This window comes from Vibrio iocasae, from assembly GCF_042245395.1.
Taxonomy (GTDB): Bacteria; Pseudomonadota; Gammaproteobacteria; order Enterobacterales; family Vibrionaceae; genus Vibrio; species Vibrio iocasae.
Genome location: NZ_CP145311.1, coordinates 1,072,830 through 1,094,176, shown reverse-complemented (window position 1 = coordinate 1,094,176; position 21,347 = coordinate 1,072,830). Strand labels below are relative to the sequence as shown.

The 21,347-nt window shown below is 43.5% G+C and carries 19 protein-coding genes; 7 read left to right on the top strand and 12 right to left on the bottom strand.

Features of this window, described 5'->3' with window-relative positions; translation table 11 throughout:
• Positions 1-11: 11 nt before the first annotated feature.
• Positions 12-986, bottom strand: coding sequence for an HTH-type transcriptional regulator CysB (gene cysB, locus SNR28_RS14735; protein ID WP_375753410.1), 975 nt, complete (start codon positions 984-986; stop codon positions 12-14).
• Positions 987-1,269: 283 nt separating this feature from the next.
• Here cysB and SNR28_RS14730 point away from each other — a divergent pair, with 283 nt between their 5' ends.
• Together SNR28_RS14730 and SNR28_RS14725 are read left to right on the top strand one after the other, a co-directional pair.
• Positions 1,270-2,034, top strand: a complete 765-nt coding sequence (locus tag SNR28_RS14730; protein ID WP_375753409.1) for a DNA repair protein — start codon at positions 1,270-1,272, stop codon at positions 2,032-2,034.
• 72 nt (positions 2,035-2,106) lie between these two features.
• Entirely contained in the window at positions 2,107-2,877 is a 771-nt protein-coding gene (locus tag SNR28_RS14725; protein ID WP_375753408.1) for a tRNA isopentenyl-2-thiomethyl-A-37 hydroxylase MiaE, read from the top strand.
• Between the two features lie 58 nt (positions 2,878-2,935).
• On the opposite strand, the gene pyrF is transcribed toward SNR28_RS14725, so the two are convergent.
• The 7 genes from pyrF to sohB form a co-directional block, all read right to left on the bottom strand.
• On the bottom strand, positions 2,936-3,631 hold the full coding sequence (gene pyrF, locus SNR28_RS14720) for an orotidine-5'-phosphate decarboxylase (protein WP_375753407.1): 696 nt from the start codon (positions 3,629-3,631) through the stop codon (positions 2,936-2,938).
• Positions 3,632-3,695: 64 nt separating this feature from the next.
• Positions 3,696-4,865, bottom strand: coding sequence for a lipopolysaccharide assembly protein LapB (gene lapB / locus SNR28_RS14715; protein ID WP_375753406.1), 1,170 nt, complete (start codon positions 4,863-4,865; stop codon positions 3,696-3,698).
• 22 nt (positions 4,866-4,887) lie between these two features.
• A complete protein-coding gene (locus SNR28_RS14710) occupies positions 4,888-5,166 on the bottom strand; it encodes a LapA family protein (protein ID WP_375753405.1) in 279 nt (92 codons plus the stop codon).
• Positions 5,167-5,306: 140 nt separating this feature from the next.
• Positions 5,307-5,591, bottom strand: coding sequence for an integration host factor subunit beta (ihfB, locus tag SNR28_RS14705; protein WP_277826563.1), 285 nt, complete (start codon positions 5,589-5,591; stop codon positions 5,307-5,309).
• Between the two features lie 89 nt (positions 5,592-5,680).
• Positions 5,681-7,351, bottom strand: a complete 1,671-nt coding sequence (gene rpsA / locus SNR28_RS14700) for a 30S ribosomal protein S1 (protein ID WP_375753404.1) — start codon at positions 7,349-7,351, stop codon at positions 5,681-5,683.
• A 98-nt stretch (positions 7,352-7,449) separates the two neighbouring features.
• Positions 7,450-8,130, bottom strand: coding sequence for a (d)CMP kinase (gene cmk, locus SNR28_RS14695; protein WP_375753402.1), 681 nt, complete (start codon positions 8,128-8,130; stop codon positions 7,450-7,452).
• 234 nt (positions 8,131-8,364) lie between these two features.
• Entirely contained in the window at positions 8,365-9,426 is a 1,062-nt protein-coding gene (gene sohB / locus SNR28_RS14690; protein WP_375753401.1) for a protease SohB, read from the bottom strand.
• Between the two features lie 123 nt (positions 9,427-9,549).
• On the opposite strand from sohB, the gene SNR28_RS14685 reads away from it, so the two are divergent.
• The 4 genes from SNR28_RS14685 (at position 9,550) to SNR28_RS14670 (ending at position 15,803) form a co-directional block, all read left to right on the top strand.
• Positions 9,550-10,290, top strand: coding sequence for a YciK family oxidoreductase (locus tag SNR28_RS14685; protein WP_375754090.1), 741 nt, complete (start codon positions 9,550-9,552; stop codon positions 10,288-10,290).
• Between the two features lie 197 nt (positions 10,291-10,487).
• Complete coding sequence (gene imuA, locus SNR28_RS14680) at positions 10,488-11,171, top strand: translesion DNA synthesis-associated protein ImuA (RefSeq protein ID WP_375753400.1); 684 nt, start codon at positions 10,488-10,490, stop codon at positions 11,169-11,171.
• Positions 11,171-12,562: a DNA polymerase Y family protein gene (locus tag SNR28_RS14675; protein WP_375753398.1), complete on the top strand. Its 1,392-nt coding sequence runs from the start codon at positions 11,171-11,173 to the stop codon at positions 12,560-12,562. The genes imuA and SNR28_RS14675 overlap by 1 nt, the downstream gene beginning before the upstream one ends.
• Before the next feature lie 136 nt (positions 12,563-12,698).
• Positions 12,699-15,803, top strand: a complete 3,105-nt coding sequence (locus SNR28_RS14670) for an error-prone DNA polymerase (protein ID WP_375753396.1) — start codon at positions 12,699-12,701, stop codon at positions 15,801-15,803.
• 53 nt (positions 15,804-15,856) lie between these two features.
• On the opposite strand, the gene SNR28_RS14665 is transcribed toward SNR28_RS14670, so the two are convergent.
• Together SNR28_RS14665 and SNR28_RS14660 are read right to left on the bottom strand one after the other, a co-directional pair.
• On the bottom strand, positions 15,857-16,804 hold the full coding sequence (locus SNR28_RS14665) for a chemotaxis protein CheV (protein WP_375753395.1): 948 nt from the start codon (positions 16,802-16,804) through the stop codon (positions 15,857-15,859).
• A 163-nt stretch (positions 16,805-16,967) separates the two neighbouring features.
• Entirely contained in the window at positions 16,968-18,182 is a 1,215-nt protein-coding gene (locus tag SNR28_RS14660) for an ROK family protein (RefSeq protein WP_375753393.1), read from the bottom strand.
• Between the two features lie 347 nt (positions 18,183-18,529).
• Here SNR28_RS14660 and pyk point away from each other — a divergent pair, with 347 nt between their 5' ends.
• Positions 18,530-19,975: a pyruvate kinase gene (gene pyk, locus SNR28_RS14655; RefSeq protein WP_375753391.1), complete on the top strand. Its 1,446-nt coding sequence runs from the start codon at positions 18,530-18,532 to the stop codon at positions 19,973-19,975.
• Positions 19,976-20,014: 39 nt separating this feature from the next.
• On the opposite strand, the gene SNR28_RS14650 is transcribed toward pyk, so the two are convergent.
• Together SNR28_RS14650 and SNR28_RS14645 are read right to left on the bottom strand one after the other, a co-directional pair.
• The gene (locus tag SNR28_RS14650; RefSeq protein ID WP_375753390.1) at positions 20,015-21,154 is read right to left on the bottom strand and encodes a patatin family protein; all 1,140 of its coding nucleotides are present in this window, start codon (positions 21,152-21,154) and stop codon (positions 20,015-20,017) included.
• Positions 21,155-21,166: 12 nt separating this feature from the next.
• Positions 21,167-21,256 (bottom strand): YnhF family membrane protein, encoded by a 90-nt coding sequence (locus SNR28_RS14645; protein ID WP_375753389.1) that lies wholly within the window; start codon positions 21,254-21,256, stop codon positions 21,167-21,169.
• Positions 21,257-21,347 lie beyond the last annotated feature (91 nt).

Below are 21,347 nucleotides of genomic sequence, written 5' to 3'. Positions count from 1 at the left end.
GGGCATCAGCTTTATCGAACAGGGAGCTCGATATCTTTAAACATCTCTTCAATTTCAGCGTTATTACGCAAAGAAATCGCCTGCTCTACTACAGGTCGGGTTAAATGCGGAGCAAATCGTTCCATAAAGTCGAACATGTAGGTTCGAAGGAATGTACCGCGGCGGAAACCAATACTGGTTGTACTCGACCCGAAGATGTGGCTCGCATCAATGACCACCAAATCCGTATCTTGTTGCTTATCAATTGCCATACTGGCAATAACACCCACGCCAATGCCCATACGAACATAAGTTTTAATCACGTCAGCATCCGTTGCAGTAAATACGATTCTTGGCGTTAAGCCTGCAGCGTTAAATGCCGTGTCTAACTCTGAACGTCCTGTAAAGCCAAACACATAGGTAACCAGTGAGTACGCTGCCAAATCTTCAATGGTAATGTCACGCTTCTTCGCCAGAGGGTGATCCTGTGTTACGACAATAGAACGATTCCAGTGGTAGCATGGGAGCATAATCGCATCCTGATACAGGTGCAGAGCTTCTGTTGCTATAGCGAAATTCGCCGTGCCTTTAGCAATAGCCTCGGACATTTGCGTCGGCGTTCCCTGATGCATATGCAGCGAAACCTTTGGATATCTTGCTGTGAAACCCTTAATCACTTCAGGTAAGGCGTAACGAGCCTGAGTATGGGTTGTGGAGATATTCAGGCTGCCCATTTCTGGGTGGGTATGCTCTCCTGCTACAGCTTTGATACTTTCAACTCGTGATAGAATTTCTCGGGAAATACGAACAATGTCTTCACCTGCAGTGGTTACTTGAGTCAGATGTTTGCCACTTCGTTCAAAAATCTGAATACCCAGTTCATCTTCCAGTAATCGAACTTGCTTACTAATCCCCGGTTGGGATGTATAAAGACTTTCTGCTGTAGCCGAAACATTTAGATTGTGATTGACGACTTCAACGATGTACTTCAACTGCTGCAATTTCATTTTCTGACCTGTATTCCATTTCAGCCTAGACATATAATGAATAGTTATAACGCTATTGCTTACAAATTGGTAGTAAAAAGCAAAAAGTCTTTGAATTATTTGGTGGATGATTTCTTTTCTGTGGCAATTTTGTAATCAATCCCGCAGAATTCATAACCATTCTGCGTTTTTCGTTACCAATACGAATTTCAGCAATGATAATAAAGATAATAATGTGCTGGCTTGAAGATTCGTGTATTCTATCGAACAGCCCAATTATCAACACTTTTTTAGATGTAAATTTATGAATATTGGTTTAATTATAATTCTTGTTGCTGTACTCCTCGTTCTGGTAATTGGCTATAACGTGGCGCTGCAATATCGTACCAAAGTTGAATCTGCTAAAAAGCAGGAGTCAGCCCGTTATATTGCAATTATCGATGCAACGGAAGATTTGATTGGTAATGCTCACCACCTGCCTTTTAGTCAGGAGCTACTAGTATGTCTGAACCAACGTATTCTTGATGCTTTAGATGCGATGTGCGAACTGGATCCGAAAAACCGCCAACTAGCACAGCGTAAAGAAAATATGAAAAATCAGGTTCAGCAACTAAAAGATAATTATAGTGGCGGTGAAAGTACTTCTTTTAAAGTACCGACCAGTGACAAGCAAGCCATCATCATGCTGAAACTGGTTAAACGACTGCGTGACACTATCCGTAGTGAACACAACAAAGGTCGCTTTAATACGCAATCGTACGTTACTGAAAATGCCCGCTTAGAAACCATTCAGATCCGAATCAATATTGAAAACGTGATTAAACGCTCTAACGAAGCGGTTATGCGCAACCAGGTTGGTACCGCTCGTCAGCTTCTGAAAAAAGGTCTTGATGCCCTTGCTCCAAAGAATGATGCTTATTCAAACCAAGCTCGTGAAAAGCTTCAGGAGATGCTCGATAAGCTAGATCAGAATAAGAAAGACAAAAATGCAGATGATCTTCTGGCTATGGAAGAGAAAGAACGTAACAACGATATGGAAGCACTTTTCGGCGAAAAGAAAAAGTGGTAAACCTTATATTGCTCAATCAATTATTTGGGTCGCTTCTTGCGGCCCTTTTTGTATAAAAATAAAGTAATCAGCATGAATATACCTTCCGAATTTGAAAGCCTACTCGAACCTATAAATCTGTTTTTACAATGTCCTACTCCAGATGAATGGGTTGAAACAGCCAAAAAACCAGAAAATCTAACCATAATTTTAATCGATCATTTAATGTGCGAATTAAAAGCAGGGCAATCCGCTATGTATTTAATTCGTAAATATGTAGTTGAACCGGAAAGTGCAAATACACTTCTAGAGTGGTTTAAGCCTTATGAAGATTTTGCTTACCGTCAGACAGGTTCGCTGGAGACATTAAAAGGAAAAAGCAATATATCAAAATCCATTATGGCTAAATCTGATTCCCCTTATAGTCAGGATTTAATCGATAAAATGGTACTGCTGATAAAAGAAGAGCTACACCACTTCTATCAGGTATTAGAAATTATGGATACCAGGGGCATTCCATATGAAAACATAACCGCTGGCCGCTATGCTAAGGGTATGATAAGCCAAATGAAGACTTATGAGCCTGATGCACTCATTGATAAGCTTATTATTGGTGCTTATATCGAAGCTCGCTCATGTGAACGTTTTGCTAAACTTGCTCCTCATATGGATGAAGATATCGCTAAGTTTTATGTCTCTTTGCTTCGTTCAGAAGCAAGGCACTATCAAGACTACCTGGAATTGGCAGAACAAATTGCTGGAAAAGATATTTCTGAACGAGTCGCTTACCTTGGGAAAGTAGAAGCGGAACTTATTTCGTCCCCTGATAGTGACTTTAAGTTTCATAGTGGGATACCTGCCTAATCTACGGCGATATCTCTCGCTCCCACGCAAAGCATGGGAGCGAGTTTAATGTAGCTATCTAAGCTAGGGTTTTATTAATCTCAGCCAGAACAACTGCCGGTTCTGCAGCCTGAGTAATAGGACGCCCAATTACCAGATAGTCAGATCCTGCACTAATGGCATCAACAGGTGTCATAATGCGTTTTTGATCACCCACTGCACTGCCTGCCGGACGAATACCGGGAGTAACCAGCTTAAACTCTTTACCCAACTCAGCCTTTAGCATTGAAGACTCTTGAGCTGAACATACCACGCCATCAAGTCCACTGTTCTTCGTCAGGCTAGCAAGACGCATTACCTGCTTCTGAGGTGCCATATCAAGGCCAATTCCAGCAAGATCATTCTGCTCCATGCTCGTCAGAACTGTTACACCAATCAGTTGTGGGCGATCTTTGCCATACGGTTCCAGAATCTCACGAGAAGCACGCATCATCTTCTCACCACCACTAGCATGTACATTCACCATCCACACACCCAGTTCAGCCGCAGCTCGCACTGCTTTTGAGCAGGTGTTTGGAATATCGTGAAACTTCAGGTCCAGAAATACTGAGAAACCACGTTTATGCAACTCTTTCACAAACTCAGGACCAAACAAGGTAAACATCTCTTTACCCACTTTCAGGCGACAAGAAGCAGGATCGATTCGGTCAACAAACGCAAGCGCATCCGCTTGATTATCATAATCCAGTGCAACTATTACTTTTTGATCCAGCATTTTCTCTCCTAATTTTACTTAAAAAAACCTCCTGAATTCAGGAGGTTAAAATGTTAGCTATTTATTATTCACCATCCAGGCCTCGAATAGGCTTAATGGTTCCCCACCCTTTACAGGACGGGCAGTGCCAGTAGAGTGAGTGGGTTGAAAAACCACATTTTCTACAGCGGTGATGGGGCTTGATTTTAATCTGTTCTCCAACCAACGCCTGAAGCGTCGTCAGACTCTCTTTCGCTCTGCCCTCTTCCGCTTCCGCCAAATGGTAATCCATCAATCGGTGGAAACCTTTCATTGTTGGGTTTTTCAAGAGTTGCCGCGTTAACAATGTTTGAGCGGATGCAGTACCATCATGATGTGCCACCATTTGCGCCAACATGAGTTCTGCCGATACACCTGCATCTTTCGCGATACAAGCTCTCAGGAACTCTACCAGTTCTTGTTCCTGTCCAAGATGGTGATAACATTCTGCAATTGTTGGAAGAACTTCAGCAACGAAATCAATATCCTGATCCAGCACCATTTCCATATACTTTATCGTGCGTTTGTAATCTTCATTCTCAAGATAAAGCTTACCTAATGAGATGCTGGCACGTACACATTTCGGATCTTCGGACAGTGCTCGCTTGAAATACTGAATAGCTTTTGGGACATTTTGCTCGCTCTGCTCTTGCATCGCCATTTCACACCAGAAATGAGCAATATTGGCTCGCATACGTTTGCGTCCGAGCTTCACTAAAGCATTGCCATAGTAGATAGCTTTGCTCCATTCCCGAGTCTGCTGATAAATAGCAACCAGTTGAGTGAGAGCTGCCTCTTTGTGAGAAGGCTCATCCACGAGTTGCTCAAAAATCTTTTCGGCTCGGTCAAGAAAGCCCGACACCATATAGTCTTTCGCTAACTGCTGTAGAGCAATGTTCTTTTGATCAATGGTTAAGCCCGAGCGGGAAATTAGGTTTTGGTGAATGCGGATGGCTCTATCCACTTCTCCTCGGGATCGAAACAAATTACCCAATGCCAAATGGGTGTCGATCGTCTCATTATCAACCTGAAGCAGTTCGATAAAGTGATCTACCGCTTTATCAGACTGATCTGAGAGCAAGAGGTTAAGGCCCGTCACGTACTGACGGGATATCTGATGAGATTGCTCCTGCTTATCTTGTCGCGCACTGCGATTACCCATGTACCAGCCATAAGCGGCTGCAATGGGTAACAACAAGAAGAGTAGCTCAAGCATCTATATATAAAACCTTGTACAACTAAGCTTTGTTCTCTACAGCAGGTGTAGTAATAGAAGAGTGTTTCTTAAGCTGGCGATTTAGCTTTTTGATCGTTAGTTGAGATTTGAGTTGCATGCTACCAAAGATAACCCATGCCAGTGCAAATCCTGAAACAAATACAATACCCAGTAGGGTAGACAAGTGGAAATCACCTTTTGCCAACAGGTAATTAAAAGTTACAACTTCTTGATTTTGTGCACCTAATGCTAGTGCCACTAAGAATAGTGCGATAACAAGAATGATTTTTATAATTTTCATAGTTCATTACTCCCAGGGTCTTCGCTGACCTCTGATTATGCAGCAATTCGCCTTTACAAACCACGCTAATCTTCGATTTCATGATATAAAAAAGCGGCATATGGAGATATGCCGCTTTTTTATAACTCTAACCAATGAGGTTAACTGTAAATATCTACGCGTTCACGTAATTCTTTACCAGGTTTGAAGTGAGGTACGTATTTACCTTCTAGTTCAACCTTCTCACCAGTTTTAGGGTTACGCCCTACACGAGGCTCACGGTAATGCAATGAGAAGCTGCCAAAACCACGAATTTCAATTCTGTCACCGCTTTCTAAGGTAGAAGCCATATGCTCTAGAATGTCCTTAACGGCATCCTCAATTTCTTTAGCAGAAAGATGAGTTTGTTCAGCACAGAGTCTTTCAATTAGTTCAGATTTAGTCATATATCCCTCATTACTGTGTTGTCCCAACGCTCTGGGTATCATAAAGGTTATTATCGAAAAAAGGGAGCCTTTAGGCTCCCTCAGAACGATTACTCGCCTTTAGCAGCCTTGAATGCGTCAGCCATAGCATTACCGAACGCGCCTTCGTCAGACTTGTTCAGTGAAGCCATTGCTTCTTGCTCTTCAGCTTCATCCTTAGCTTTGATAGATAGGTTGATTACGCGGTTCTTACGGTCAACACCTGTGAACTTCGCTTCAACGCTGTCACCAGCACTTAGGATTAGAGATGCATCTTCAACACGGTCACGTGATACTTCAGAAGCACGGATGTAACCTTCAACGCCCTCTACAATTTCAATTGTAGCACCTTTTGCGTCAACTGCAGTTACAGTACCGTTAACTAGAGCACCTTTCTTGTTGTCAGCAACAAATGCGTTGAACGGGTCGTTCTCCATTTGCTTAACGCCAAGAGAAATACGCTCACGCTCTGCGTCTACTGCAAGAACAACTGCTGAGATCTCGTCGCCTTTCTTGTATTCACGTACTGCTTCTTCACCTGGAACGTTCCAAGAGATGTCAGATAGGTGTACAAGACCGTCGATGCCGCCTTCAAGACCGATGAAGATACCAAAGTCAGTGATAGACTTGATCTTACCAGTTACTTTATCGCCTTTAGCCTGAGCTTCAGCGAAAGACTGCCATGGGTTAGCTTTACACTGCTTCAGACCTAGAGAGATACGACGACGTTCTTCGTCGATTTCAAGAACCATAACTTCAGCTTCGTCGCCAACGTTAACCACTTTAGATGGGTGGATGTTCTTGTTCGTCCAATCCATTTCTGAAACGTGTACTAGACCTTCAACGCCTTCTTCGATTTCAACGAAGCAGCCGTAGTCAGTTAGGTTAGTTACACGACCAGTTAGCTTGTGACCTTCTGGGTAACGCTTAGCGATTGCTACCCATGGATCTTCACCTAGCTGCTTAAGACCTAGTGATACGCGAGTACGCTCACGATCGAACTTAAGAACTTTAACTAGGATCTCATCACCTACGTTTACGATCTCAGATGGGTGCTTAACACGCTTCCAAGCCATATCAGTGATGTGTAGTAGGCCGTCAACACCGCCTAGGTCTACGAATGCACCGTAGTCAGTAAGGTTCTTAACGATACCTTTAACTTCGCTGCCTTCTTGTAGAGTTTCAAGAAGCTCGTCACGCTCAACACTGTTTTCAGATTCGATAACAGCACGGCGAGAAACAACAACGTTGTTGCGCTTCTGATCTAGCTTAATTACTTTGAACTCTAGCTCTTTGTTCTCTAGGTGAGCAGTGTCGCGGATTGGGCGAACATCTACTAGTGAACCAGGTAGGAACGCACGGATACCGTTTAGTTCTACAGTGAAACCACCTTTAACTTTACCGTTGATGATACCAACAACAGTTTCAGCTTCTTCGTATGCTTTCTCAAGAACGATCCAAGCTTCGTGGCGCTTAGCTTTCTCACGAGAAAGCTGAGTTTCACCAAAGCCATCTTCTACAGCGTCAAGAGCAACGTCGATTTCAGAACCAACTTCTACTTCAAGTTCGCCAGCAGCGTTCTTGAATTGCTCTGCTGGGATAGCAGACTCAGACTTAAGGCCAGCATCAACAAGAACGAAACCGTTCTCGATTGCTACTACAGTACCTTTAACAATAGTACCTTGGCGGAATTCTAGTTCGTTTAGAGACTCTTCAAAGAGTTGAGCGAAAGATTCAGTCATTAATTTGATCTTCAATATTAAACTTCCACGGGCATCCTACCGCGTGGGGTTGATAAATTAGCCAGTCATCTTCCATGCGACCGACCTCCTATTGCCTCTTATTGAGACAATTTAGATTCGATAAATTTAAGCGCTTCTTCTACCACTTTATCGATAGAAAGTGATGTAGAATCAAGCACTAAAGCGTCATCCGCAGGACGTAAAGGTGCAACCGCTCGGTTACGATCACGGTCATCGCGTTCTTGGATCTCGCTCAAAAGGTGGTCAAATTTAACACTTAACCCCTTGTCTTGCAACTGCTTCATACGTCTATTTGCACGCTCTTCCGCACTTGCATCTAAGAATATTTTAGCTTCTGCTGATGGAAATACCACTGTACCCATATCACGGCCATCAGCAACCAGGCCTGGTTCCGTCGCAAAAGCACGCTGTCTGCGCAGTAGTGCTTCTCTTACTCTAGGTAAAGCAGCGACTTTAGAAGCCGCCATTCCCGTTTCTTCTTTACGTAATTCACCGGAAACATCTTCGCCTTCCAGAATAACCTTAACCAGGTCACCTTCAGCAATAAACTGAACATCCAGATGTGTTGCCAGAGGTACTAATGCCTCTTCAGATTCAGTATCAACACCATGGTGAATAGCAGCAAGAGCCAGTACGCGGTAAATCGCACCTGAATCCAACAAGTGAAAGCCTAATTTTTCTGCCAACAACATGCATAAGGTGCCTTTACCAGCACCACTAGGTCCATCAACGGTAATAACCGGTGTATTTGAGGACATTTGTTTCTCCAACTTTGTTCGTAGCAAGCTAATAAAATGTATGTGAAAAGGAAATGCTCACTTTAACGGCGGCATATTATAGGAGGAATTGAAGTCAGGAGCGAGGAGAAAATAGGGATTATTTATGATTACAGGTTATACCAGATAGTGAAACAAAAGCGCGAGTTCAACAACTCGCGCTTTTATTCTTAACCTTGTTACCTGTAGAGCAAAGCTCGTTCTGTAACCTTAAACCTAAACAATAGGTCTCTGGCCTCTTTGTATCCACTTCATAAGGAGGTTATCAGCTGCATCGCCGCCAATTTTCGCCAGTCTGTCTGACATTTTTTTCTTCTGTACATAATGAATGGAAAGCACAGTTTTATCCTTGCAGGCTGCAACCACTAAGTCGTCAGAAGTACTGATTTCATCCACCAGCCCAAGTTCTTTTGCTGTAGTGCCAAACCAGTGCTCACCCGTTGCCACTTTTTCCAGATCCAGTTCAGGACGACGCTCACGAATAAAGTCTTTGAACAGAACATGAGTCTCCTCAAGCTCTTCTTTAAACTTCTCACGAGCTTTATCTGTGTTCTCACCAAACATAGTCAGCGTACGCTTATATTCACCAGCAGTAAGCTGTTCAAATTCAATATCGTGCTTCTTAAGCAGTTTATTGAAGTTAGGAAGCTGAGCAATAACACCAATAGAGCCAACAATAGCAAATGGCGCTGAGACAATTTTATCTGCAATACATGCCATCATATAACCGCCACTTGCTGCAACTTTATCAACTGAAATAGTCAGAGGTAAGTTCGCTGCTTTAAGCCTGTCCAATTGAGAAGATGCCAAACCATACCCATGAACCATACCACCGCCAGATTCCAGGCGAAGCAGTACTTCATCGCCTTCTCTTGCAACAGAAAGAATAGCAGTTACCTCTTCACGAAGAGAAACCACTTCTTTTGCATCAATACTGCCATTAAAGTCGAGAACAAACAGATGTGGTTCACGAGTTGTTTCCAACTCACCTTCTTTCGCAGCCTTCTTCACTTCTTTGCTACGGGATTTTGCTTTCTCTTTCGCCGCTTTCTTTTCTACCTTGTCACGCTCTTTGATAAAAGTGCCATCGTGAAGATGATGCTCCATCACTTCCACAGTGTTTTTATGCTGCTCAGTCAGGTTTGTTATCTCTAACTCACCTTTTGCACCACCAGGCTTACCTGATACACTTTTTGCTACTACCAATACCGCTACGATCGCCACTACAAAGGTCACGATCTTGGCTAAAAACAGGCCATAATCTAATAAAAATTCCAATCTGGCTTCCTCAGTACATTAGATTTGTGTAATTATTCCTTAATGATACAAGGGCTTGTTTCTCTTTCCAACGGAAAGATGAGTAAGTACCTGCAACAATTTATAAAAATAGAGATAGAGAAAGTGGAATATTCTGTAGCAAAAGACGCATTAAAGGACAAAGTTATTCTGGTTACCGGTGCAGGCGATGGCATTGGTAAACAAGCCGCTCTGAGTTACGCTGAGTATGGCGCAACGGTTATTCTTCTGGGCCGCACAGTAAAAAAACTCGAAAAAACTTACGATGAAATTGAAGCCGCTGGCTATGCTCAACCAGCAATTATCCCTCTGGATATGAAAGGCGCGACTAAGCAGAACTACATTGATATGGCAGAAACCATTGAGCAGCAGTTTGGCAAGCTTGATGGCGTTCTGCACAACGCCGGCCTTTTGGGTGTGATCAGCCCATTTGATCAAATCGGTGAAGACACCTTTGATGATGTGATGCAGGTTAACGTAAAGGCACAATTCCTGATGACCCAGTCGTTACTGCCTGTTCTTCATAAAGCAGACGATGCCCGAATTGTATTCACTACTTCTACGGTAGGTCATTCTGGCCGAGCGTTCTGGGGAACCTATTCTATTTCTAAATTTGCTACTGAAGGTATGATGCAAGTTCTTGCAGATGAGTTGAGTAATAGCAATATTAAAGTCAATGCGATTAATCCAGGTGGCACTCGTACAGGAATGCGTGCTAAAGCTTATCCGGCTGAAGATTCAAGCCTGCTAAAGACACCTCTGGATATCATGCCACTCTACCTTCACCTGATGGCACCAGAGGGTAAAGATGTAAACGGCCAGTGTATTGACGCTCAGCCTAAGTAACACAGCCTCTTCACCAAACTTCCCCATTGTTCCCACGGCCCCTCGTGGGAACATATACCGGACTTAAACCGCTCCTTCAAGAACTCTTGCCTTCGCACTTTCTACACTCCCGTTAATGATTTCCAACCTTTCTCTCTGATCCTCCTTGATCCTTCTTTATAATTAAATATACTGTACATATATACAGGTGTTTTATTATGAATGTACTTACTGATCTTATCGATAACCGGAAACTACTTTGGAAAGGCTCTGAACAGAAGCCTACAACTGAGATGACCTCGTCCGGTTACAAAGAGATGGACCGTCAGTTACAAGGCGGTTTTCCAAAACATGGTGTGGTTGAGCTGTTGTCAGAAACGGGCATTGGCGAGCTACGTCTACTTACACCTTATATAAGAGAAAATAGCCAGAGCAAATTATCCGTTTTCATCAACCCTCCGGCTTACCTTTGCGCAGAGTACCTTGAGCAACAAAAAATAGACTTAAACCGGGTCATTATGATTCATCCTAAGGGTGATAAAGAAGCGCTATGGGCAGCAGAGCAGAGCCTGAAAAGTGGTGCTTGCGGAAGTGTTTGTTTATGGCATCCATCATTAGAAGTTCATCAGGCAAGAAGATTACAGGTCGCTAGCGAGACGGGTAATTGTCTGCACTTTTTTTTCAGAACAGAGCAGAAAATTCAGGTAACACTGCCTATCTCTCTCAGCATGACACTTAAGGCGATAGAGCAAGGGCTGGAAGTGTCAGTTACCAAACGTAAAGGTGGCTGGCTAAACTCTACTTTTCAGATAGATATGTCAAAGCTCTGGCCTTCATTAACAAAGCCAGCGGAAAACCAACCTGTATTTGCCTTTCCTGAGCTTAAAAAGGGCCACGCCTAATGCTCTGGCTTTATCTGCACTTTCCTAAGTTACAGCTCGATACCTTGTTTTCAGATATTACGGAAAGCCCCGTATGTATTATTGATAAAGTCACTATCGTTCAGGTTAATGCTGAAGCAGAAAAACAAGGTGTGCGTTTAGGCATGGGATTGGGTAGTGCAGCATCACTCTGCCATAACCTTCAAGTTCATCCTTATAATCCAGAAATCGAAGAAGATAAGCTTAAAGAGATAGCACACTGGCTCTATCTTCTGACTTCCGATATTGCTCTTTTTCCACCATCAGGGTTATTGCTGAAAGCAAGTAACATGCTGACTTTGTATGACGGGCTGGAGAGTTACTGGAGTGAATTGAAAAAGCACTTAAATAGACTCGGGTTAGAGTACCACTACGCTTCAGCATACTCACCTTTGGCTGCACGTTTAATGGCTCAGGCGCATTGGTGCAAAATTTCAGACCATAAAGCCTTGTTAGAAAAACAGTTAAGAACTTACCCTCTGGCAGCAACAGATCTCGATAATAAAACGATAGAAAAGCTGAATCGGGTTGGAATAAGAACACTTAACGAACTGTTGGAGTTGGATATTTCTGAGGTAGCCAAACGGTTCGATATTAATTTAGTCAACTATGTTGGCCGCCTTACCGGTCGTTTTAAGCACCCTGTTGAATTTTACTACCCTCCGGAATCTTTTAAGCGTTATCTGGAGCTGCTTTATGAAATAGAAAATATACAATGGTTGGAAAAGCCTCTGTATAAGCTCTTTGTCTTACTGGAGTCCTTCTTAAAGATAAGAGATAAGGTTGCCTATGAACTTACTTTGCATCTGCACCTTCGCGACAAAGCCAGCCAAACTGTCACCTTCAGTTCCGCTCAGGGGGATTACCTTGCAAACAAGTGGCAGCGACTCAGTCAACTGACTCTGGAGTCTATTCAGCTAGAAGCCCCTGTCATCGGCTTAACACTTGAAGCTAACAGAGTCGAACAGCTGCAACCGGATCATAGTGATATTTTTGATGGCCAAAGCGGTAACCGATCAGCACTTGAGCTCATATCGCTTCTTCAGGCGAAACTGGGTTCAGAAGCAGTCAATAGTATTGCATTAACCGACGATCCCCGTCCGGAAAAAACCACTCTGCTCTGCCCTCCTCTGAGCTCGGAATCCAAGGGGGACAAAACACATCGAATCAGACCTAGCTTTTTGCTTCCCAAACCAGAACCACTACAAGAAAAGGTCTCTATTATGCAAGGCCCGGAAAGGCTGGCTACCGGGTGGTGGGACGCAGGAGAAATTATCCGGGATTACTTCGTTGCCCGTACAGACACTGGTCGTTGGCTTTGGATATTCAGAAACAGACACAAGCAGTGGTTTATTCATGGCATTTTTAGTTAGTTATTTAGAAAGGGCTAAGCAGTAAGGGGGAGACCCGTTAATCAGGTGTTCGCAGCATGGATGCTGCGTCCAAGCCTCCATGGATGGATTCACGGCGTCCTGAGTAATGGGTTCCTCCTTATAGCTTTCACAGGATATGAAAGATACACAAACCCAATACGCAGAACTCTTCTGTCAAAGCAATTTCACCTTCCTCACAGGTGCTTCGCATCCTGAGGAGTTAATTTTGCAGGCCGATTTCCTGCGCTACTCTGCTATTGCAATTACCGATGAGTGCTCTGTGGCAGGGGTAGTACGAGCTTACTCAGCCCAGAAAGAACACGAACTAAAAATCAAACTAATTATTGGCAGTATGTTCTGGCTAAACTCTGAGTGCCAAATCGTATTACTTTGCCCAAACATAGAAGCATACAAAGAGCTCTGCCGCGTTATCACCAACGCAAGAAGAAGAGCAGACAAAGGAGAGTACAATCTTTCTGAATGGGATCTTATGTCTCTTCAACACTGCTTTGTGCTATGGCTACCCTGCCATAAGCACGCTGACTATCAATGGGGAGACTGGCTTTCAAAACACCACAAAGACCGACTGTGGATTGGTGCTCAACGACACCTGGGAAATGACGATAAGAGCTATACACGACACTGTGAAATACTTGCCCATCAGTTTCATCTGCCCGTTACCGCTTGTGGTGGTGTGCTTATGCACTCAGCAACCCGACTGCCACTACAACACACACTAACAGCTATTCAATTAAACACTTCTGTATCGAATGCTAAAAAACACCTGATAACTAATACCGAGCGTAGCTTGCGTCCCCGAGAGAAACTTAACAAGGTATTTCGCAAGGAATGGCTACAAGAGAGCCATCATATTGCCGATCTTTGTCTGTTTGAACTGGACGAAATTATGTACCAGTACCCAGCAGAGCTGGTTCCGGATGGTAAAACACCGATGGGATATTTAAGGGAGCTCGTAGAGCAAGGGAAACAAGAGCGATTTCCGGAAGGCATAACCGAGGAAATTCAGCAAACAATAGATAAAGAGTTGGACCTTATTGAAGAGGTCGATTATCCGTTCTATTTCCTGACTATTCATGATCTGGTTGTTTTTGCTAAAAATCAGGGAATCCTTTATCAGGGACGAGGCTCTGCTGCAAACTCCGTTGTTTGCTACTGCCTTGGAATCACTTCTGTCGACCCAAGACAAATATCCGTCTTATTTGAACGTTTTATCAGCAAAGAGCGAGATGAGCCGCCTGATATTGATGTTGACTTTGAGCATGAGCGAAGAGAAGAAGTCATCCAGTACATCTACAAAAAATATGGTCGGGAACGGGCAGCTATCGCTGCAACCGTCATTAGCTATCGCTTTAAAAGTGCGGTAAGGGATGTAGGCAAAGCTCTTGGAATCTCAGAATCTCAGCTTGATTACTTTATTAAGAATATTAACCGACGGGATAGCTCTCTTGGCTGGCAGGCTCAGATAACAGAGCTGGGACTAAACCCTGATTCATTAAAAGGTGAGCAGTTTATTCAGTTAGTCAACGATATCATGGGCTTTCCAAGACACCTATCCCAGCATGTTGGTGGCTTTGTTATTTCTGCCGGGCCTTTATATGAACTGGTGCCCGTTGAAAATGCCTCCATGCCGGACAGAACCGTCATTCAATGGGACAAGGATGATCTAGAAACACTAAAACTGATGAAAGTTGATGTCCTTGCATTAGGCATGTTGAGTGCAATACGCAAATGTTTCCAACTGATTGAAAAGCATGAACATCGAAAGCTCACTATTGCTGATATCACCCGAATGCAAGACGACCCAAATGTTTACAGCATGATTCAGAAAGCCGATACCATTGGGGTGTTCCAAATTGAGTCCCGAGCACAGATGAGTATGTTGCCTCGCCTGAGGCCTGCTAACTATTATGATCTGGTTATTCAAATTGCAATTGTTCGTCCCGGTCCTATTCAGGGAGATATGGTTCACCCTTATCTAAAAAGACGAGATAAGGTCGAAGAAGAGAGCTACCCGTCTAAAGAAGTCGAGCAGGTTCTGAAAAGAACCCTTGGTGTACCCATCTTTCAGGAACAGGTTATCAAACTAGCAATGGTGGCTGCTGGGTTTTCAGGAGGAGAAGCTGATCAGTTAAGGCGAGCAATGGCAGCATGGAAGAAGCACGGCAATGTCTTTAAATTCAAATCTAAATTGATTGATGGCATGCTGGAGCGTGGCTATGAACTTGAATTTGCTGAACGTATTTTTGACCAAATCTGTGGTTTTGGTGAGTATGGATTCCCTGAGAGTCACTCTGCTTCGTTTGCCGTATTAGCTTACTGCTCTGCCTGGCTTAAATATTATTATCCGGAAGTGTTTTACACATCCATTTTAAATAGTTTGCCTATGGGTTTTTATAGCGCCTCTCAACTTATTCAGGATGCCAGAAGGCATAATATTGAAATTCTCCCTGTCTCCGTCAACTACTCTGAATATGACCACAAAATTGTAAGGCTGCCCTCCTCCGCTTCCGATAAGAGTCGGTACGCGATTCGGCTTGGGCTCCGAATCGTCAAAAGCTTATCAACGCAAGGAGCAAAACAGTTACTACTTAGTCGTAAAAAAGCTTTATATAGTCATATATCTCAAATAAAAAGGAGCGGTTTGACTCAAGGTGATATTGAAGCCCTCGCCTCTGCTAATGCACTAAAAGAGCTCTCGGGAGACCGATACTCTGCACGGTGGGATTTGATGGATTCAATTAATGATCTGCCACTGTTTGAGAAATACCAGGCTTCAAACAGTAACTACCAGCATCAGGTCAATGACTATGACACACTGGTTGAAGATTACGCTTCAACAGGACTCTCTTTACAAACTCATCCTGTCACATTATTGGATCAGGCAGGTCAGTTGGGTAACTTCACCCGACAAAAAGATCTCCTCAGGAAACCTCATAAATCTCTGGTTACTGTTGTCGGTGTTGTAACAGGAAGACAATCACCGGGAACGGCAGCTGGTGTTACTTTTTTCACTCTGGAAGATGACACAGGGAATGTCAATGTGGTTGTTTGGTCTGGTACGGCAAGAGCGCAGAAGCAGGCTTATATCTCATCAAAGATACTCAAGGTAAAAGGTGTGATTGAGCATGATGGGCAGGTGATTCATGTTATTGCAGGGAAGCTAATAGATATGACCGATAAACTAAGTGAACTGGCGACCAAATCCCGAGATTTTCACTAATACCAAAAAGGGTGGCTACGCCACCCTCTCATTATGAACTAATCAGCTAAACACTATTGCCCAAGGATCTGACGCATTCTCTCCTGCACCACATCTACAAGCAAATCGGGCTGGAATTTCGAGATAAACCGATTACAGCCTACTTTCTCAACCATTGCTTCGTTAAAGCTGCCACTCAGCGAAGTGTTTAGGGTAATAAACAGATCTTTCATACGAGCGTCATTGCGGATTTCATAAGTGAGTCGATAACCATCCATCTCAGGCATTTCTGCATCGGTAATCAACATCATGATTTCCTGATAGATGTCTTTGCCCTCATCTGCCCAGCTTTTTAATAAATCGTGAGCTTGTTTACCGTCACCACATTCGATGATATTCAGGCCTAACTGCTCTAAAGTTCCACGAATCTGACCGCGAGCAGTTGAAGAATCATCCGCAATCAGGACATTTCTGCCTGCCATATGATCAACAAGATTGGTGTCGAGTACCTCATCAGAAATAGAAACATCGTAATCTACGATTTGAGCCAGTACTTTTTCGACGTCAATAATCTCGACAATTTGATTCGTTCCATCATGCTCTATCTGAGTAATCGCCGTAAGGTAATTGGAACGACCGGCTGTTTTTGGGGGTGGTTCGATCTCTGTCCACGCTGTATTAACGATATTCAGGACCTTCCCTACACGGAATCCCTGAATCGAACGGTTATATTCGGTAATGATCAGGTTTTCTTCTTCTACTTCACCCCTGACAGGAGGAAAACCTATGGCCGCGCGAAGGTCAATAACTGGAACCGACTCTCCTCGTAACGAAGCAACACCGGTTACATGATGGTGGGAACCCGGCATTTTCGTTAATGTTGGTACTTTGAGTACTTCTTTTACTTTAAATACGTTTATCGCAAATAACTGTCGACTGTTAAGTTTAAACAGCAACAGCTCCAGACGGTTCTCACCTACCAGATTTGTTCTTTGATCGACCGTACTTAAAACTCCAGACATACTACTTCTCACTAAACTGATAAACTAATTTGCTATCGTCAATTGCTACGATAACCCTGCCTCGTTACTAGCGCGCTTCACTATAATGCTTTTCCTCAATATCTACTATAGTTCATAACCATTTATAAGGCGGATATCAGAAAAGACAATATATATTGAGAAGCTATCCTTCAACCACTTTCATCAGAAGCTGACCATCGTACATCGCCTGTTTAACTAACGCAGCACCCGGCATCGTAGCTTGCTTGTAGAAACGACTCTCAACGATTTCTAAGTCTTCATAGTAGATAGGTAAACATTGTTGTTTGATACTGGCTTTAATTGCAGGATACAACACCGATTTCGCCTGATTGATAACACCACCGATCAATACAATTTCAGGGTTAAACAGGTTAATTACAATCGAAATTGCGGAACCTAAGTAGTGTCCTAGTTTCTCAATAACCTCAACCGCTAAAGGGTCGCCTTCAGCTGCGGCACTACACACATTTTCAATGGTAACGCTCTGAGAAGAGAGTGAAGAAGACTCTCCTGAGGCTAAACGACGCTCTACCTCTTCCCTAACTGCTTTAGAACTAGCCACAGTATCCAGACAACCTCTGTTACCGCAGTCGCAAAGCTCACCACCGGGAACAATTTGGATATGGCCAAGCTCACCTATATTCCCGTTTCTTCCCTGCAGTAAATGACCGTCAAGAATAATACCGGCAACTAAACCATGGTGAATAGAAAAAAGAACCGAATTATCGTTTTTCTGCGAGTTACCAAAAAGCTTTTCAGCAAGCGCCCACGCGTGAGTATCATTTGCCATGAAGACAGGAAGACCGGTAGCCTCAAAAATAGCTGCGCCGAGAGGCATATTTTTTACATTGTAGTGCGGCATCTGGAGCACCATACCAGAAGAGGGATCCACCAAGCCTGGTATAGTCACCGCGATACTGGTCACTTTCTCTAACTGATCCGCATAGGTTTGGAAAAACTCGTCTATCTCATGTAAAAGTCGGGCTAACAAGTCATCCTGATCATCTTCGTGTACATCAATCTTTGTATCAACCAGTACATCACCACCAAGATTGTGTAACGCAATCGAAAGATAACCACGACCTAAACGAAGAGAAAGGAACTGCCACCTTTCATTGTCAGTTTGCAATCCTACTGCCGGACGGCCACGACTGGTCGCCTCTTGAACGACGGTTTCATGAACCAGATTTGCTTCAATGAGCTCGCGGGTAATCTTAGTTATGCTGGCAGGAGCAAGCTCACTTATTTTTGATAGATCTATCCTGGATATAGGACCATACAGATCGATCAATTTATATACGCGACCAGCATTAACCTGTTTGATATGGTCAATATGGCCGGGTTGAGCCAAATACATCTTTTACTCCAAAACAGTATGAACCGACTAATTTTTTTACTTTGCGAACTAATTGTGAAGTCACTTGCTATATTGCCGTGACAAGCATCACGGACTAAACACAATTCAGAGTAAAATATCAGAATATCCGTCTTGTTTATGCATATTTGTTTCTTTTTATGAGCTTCATTAATAAGTTTTTAAACTTCTTACATATAAAAGCATCAATAAGAACACAAAATAAACCATCTAGTCATATACTCATAGGTACATACCTAAAGAACCTCAAGTGCAAACTTCAGAGCTTATAAACAAGCCGGGAACTGCTTTTTGAGGTCGAAAACAGCCTAAAGGAAGTGGAGTATCTCATGAGCAAAAGACTCAGACGAACAAAGATCGTAACAACTCTTGGCCCTTCTACTGACAAGGGAGATAACCTTGAAGCAATCATTAAAGCAGGTGCAAATGTCGTAAGAATGAACTTTTCGCACGGAAGTGCGGAAGACCATATAAGACGAGCAAAACAAGTTAGAGAAATAGCCGCAAAGTATAACCGTCACATTGCTATCCTCGGAGATCTACAGGGGCCTAAAATACGTGTATCAACGTTTAAAGAAGACAAGGTTCAACTTGCAGTAGGTGACCGATTTACTCTGGACAGCGATTTAGCTGCGGGGGAAGGTGATCAGCAAGGTGTCGGCTTGGATTATAAAGAGTTACCACATGATGTTTCTATCGGAGATACATTGCTTCTTGATGATGGTCGCGTACAACTCAAAGTGGTATCTGTTGAAGGTAATAAGGTTCATACCAATGTGACGATCGGTGGGCCCTTGTCCAACAATAAAGGGATAAACAAGAAAGGAGGAGGACTTTCTGCGGCTGCCTTAACAGAAAAAGACAAGCAAGATATTCTTACTGCCGCTGATATCAAAGTCGATTACCTTGCCGTTTCGTTTCCAAGAAACGGAGAAGACATGAAATATGCCCGTCGTCTGGCAAGAGACGCGGGACTTCAGGCAAAACTTGTTGCGAAGGTAGAACGTGCAGAGACAGTCGATAATCAAGAAAGCATTGACGATATCATTATGGCTTCAGACGTCATTATGGTCGCACGAGGCGACCTTGGGGTAGAGATTGGGGACCCGGAACTTATAGCCGTTCAGAAGCAGCTGATTCGAAGTGCACGCAGTCTGAACCGGACTGTAATTACCGCGACTCAAATGATGGAGTCTATGATGACAGCACCGATGCCAACTCGCGCAGAAGTAATGGATGTCGCCAATGCCGTGCTTGATGGCACTGATGCCGTGATGCTTTCAGGGGAAACTGCGGCTGGCCAATATCCACTAGAAACGGTTAAGTCGATGGCAGAAGTGTGTTTGGGTGCAGAGAAAATGGCTTCAATTAACTTCTCAAGTCACCGGATGACACGACGTTTTGTCTCCCCGGAAGAAACCATCGCAATGGCCACCATGTATTCAGCGAACCATATGGATGGCATAAAGGGCGTTGTAAGCCTAACAGAGTCCGGTCGAACGCCTCTGATGATGTCGCGATTGAGTTCTGGTCTGCCCATTTTTGCGCTTTCCCGAAATGAAAGTACCTTGAATCGATCTGCGCTATACCGAGGTGTTACACCAGTTTACTTTGATAGTAGTGCTGATGCTGGACTGCCTTCAGCCCACTCCGCGCTGAACACGTTAAAAGAACAGGGGTTACTGGACTCCGGAGATAGTGTAATCATCACACAAGGTGATGTTATGGATATTGTAGGTTCAACAAACTGTATGAGGATTCTAACTGTAGAATAGCTTTATAGAATCAGCCCCTTTATAGAAACAAGGGGCTGATTATTTGTTTCTCCAAATCTGATTTTTAGCATCGACATAACTTTCAATATAGTTATACCCTGCCATCAGGCCTGACTCATAATCATGAAGCAAATCTTCTTTTTTACTGAGTAGCGGCGAGGATCTCAAAGGTTCATGAGGAGTGATCTGTACGATAAAGCAGTCATCTGGCGGATAGCGCAAGAACTCTTGAGTTAAAGAGTATGTCTGATAATGAACCATCATCAAGTCTGCAATTCCGGAGTCAAATTTGTCACCAAAAAGATGACTCAAACGATAAATGTCCTCCGCACCAAATAACCAACGCCCACCATTCAGCATATTGAGGTGTTTTTTATGGGGTTTAGCCTCTTTTGAACGACTCAGCTGATCTTGCCAGAATCCACTCCATTCACTCTTCCATTCTTCAAAAACACTCTGCCAACGTTCCTGCATCGTGATGACAGGTTCTCGATACCATACGTTATGCCTGACCGGCTCTTCTTCTTCACTCTCCTCATCAAGAGATTCGGTGCGAATCACCACAATATTTCTGGCGGCATTTCTCCACGCTTCCTGAACAGGAATCGCAGCGGATACTCCTCCATCGACGTAGTTGAACCCGTTAATGGTGATTTCATCAGAATAGATTCCTGGTATTGCACATGTCGCCCTCATAACGTCATACCAATTATCATCTAAGATTGGTAAATAGTGATCATTTAGATGTTTAGCATCCGTAAGTGACGCTAACGCGATTCGATCACCCAGCGAACGCCTTCCCATATCTAAATCAAGTTTATAGGGGTAATCGCAGATTCGTTCAAGCGCCCATTCAAGATTAAGCCCCTGCTTTCTTCTTATATAGCTAAATAGGTGGAAGAAGTTATCGTCCGTTGTTAAGTCCAGAATAAAGGATTTGCCCAAACCATTTTGGCGACATAGGAATGCACAAATATTTAATGCTCCGGCAGAGGTGCCGTAGAATATATCGAAAGGGTCAAAGTTGGAGAGGATAAAAGAATCGAGCACCCCAGCGGTAAAGATCGATCTCTGACCACCACCTTGGGCAACAAGCGCTGTCCTACCCTCCAGATATTTTGTGTATCTGGAGGTATCGATTAGGGTTTCGGTGCCACTGACTACGCCCCGATTGGACATCCCTACCTCAATTTAAGCACCTATCGCAATGACACCTAATCCGATGATCACTGCAAAGGCTGCAACAACAATGACTAAAGCGTAGTTTAAGTCTTGATCCATAAAGAGCTCCTCCTTGGTTAACATTTTAATAACAGATGTGTGAGACACCCTCAAGAACTCAGCAACAAACCTTTCTGAATATGTAGTTATA

What these genes read in the sequence shown, in the direction of transcription:
- pyrF (WP_375753407.1), bottom strand. Translation starts at nt 3,631, where the DNA reads ATGCTGGATCAAAAAGTAATAGTTGCACTGGATTATGATAATCAAGCG.
- SNR28_RS14725 (WP_375753408.1), top strand. Translation starts at nt 2,107, where the DNA reads ATGAATATACCTTCCGAATTTGAAAGCCTACTCGAACCTATAAATCTG.
- SNR28_RS14670 (WP_375753396.1), top strand. Translation starts at nt 12,699, where the DNA reads ATGAAAGATACACAAACCCAATACGCAGAACTCTTCTGTCAAAGCAAT.
- pyk (WP_375753391.1), top strand. Translation starts at nt 18,530, where the DNA reads ATGAGCAAAAGACTCAGACGAACAAAGATCGTAACAACTCTTGGCCCT.
- SNR28_RS14650 (WP_375753390.1), bottom strand. Translation starts at nt 21,154, where the DNA reads ATGTCCAATCGGGGCGTAGTCAGTGGCACCGAAACCCTAATCGATACC.
- cysB (WP_375753410.1), bottom strand. Translation starts at nt 986, where the DNA reads ATGAAATTGCAGCAGTTGAAGTACATCGTTGAAGTCGTCAATCACAAT.
- SNR28_RS14730 (WP_375753409.1), top strand. Translation starts at nt 1,270, where the DNA reads ATGAATATTGGTTTAATTATAATTCTTGTTGCTGTACTCCTCGTTCTG.
- rpsA (WP_375753404.1), bottom strand. Translation starts at nt 7,351, where the DNA reads ATGACTGAATCTTTCGCTCAACTCTTTGAAGAGTCTCTAAACGAACTA.
- ihfB (WP_277826563.1), bottom strand. Translation starts at nt 5,591, where the DNA reads ATGACTAAATCTGAACTAATTGAAAGACTCTGTGCTGAACAAACTCAT.
- SNR28_RS14665 (WP_375753395.1), bottom strand. Translation starts at nt 16,804, where the DNA reads ATGTCTGGAGTTTTAAGTACGGTCGATCAAAGAACAAATCTGGTAGGT.
- SNR28_RS14660 (WP_375753393.1), bottom strand. Translation starts at nt 18,182, where the DNA reads ATGTATTTGGCTCAACCCGGCCATATTGACCATATCAAACAGGTTAAT.
- cmk (WP_375753402.1), bottom strand. Translation starts at nt 8,130, where the DNA reads ATGTCCTCAAATACACCGGTTATTACCGTTGATGGACCTAGTGGTGCT.
- imuA (WP_375753400.1), top strand. Translation starts at nt 10,488, where the DNA reads ATGAATGTACTTACTGATCTTATCGATAACCGGAAACTACTTTGGAAA.
- lapB (WP_375753406.1), bottom strand. Translation starts at nt 4,865, where the DNA reads ATGCTTGAGCTACTCTTCTTGTTGTTACCCATTGCAGCCGCTTATGGC.
- SNR28_RS14675 (WP_375753398.1), top strand. Translation starts at nt 11,171, where the DNA reads ATGCTCTGGCTTTATCTGCACTTTCCTAAGTTACAGCTCGATACCTTG.
- SNR28_RS14710 (WP_375753405.1), bottom strand. Translation starts at nt 5,166, where the DNA reads ATGAAAATTATAAAAATCATTCTTGTTATCGCACTATTCTTAGTGGCA.
- SNR28_RS14645 (WP_375753389.1), bottom strand. Translation starts at nt 21,256, where the DNA reads ATGGATCAAGACTTAAACTACGCTTTAGTCATTGTTGTTGCAGCCTTT.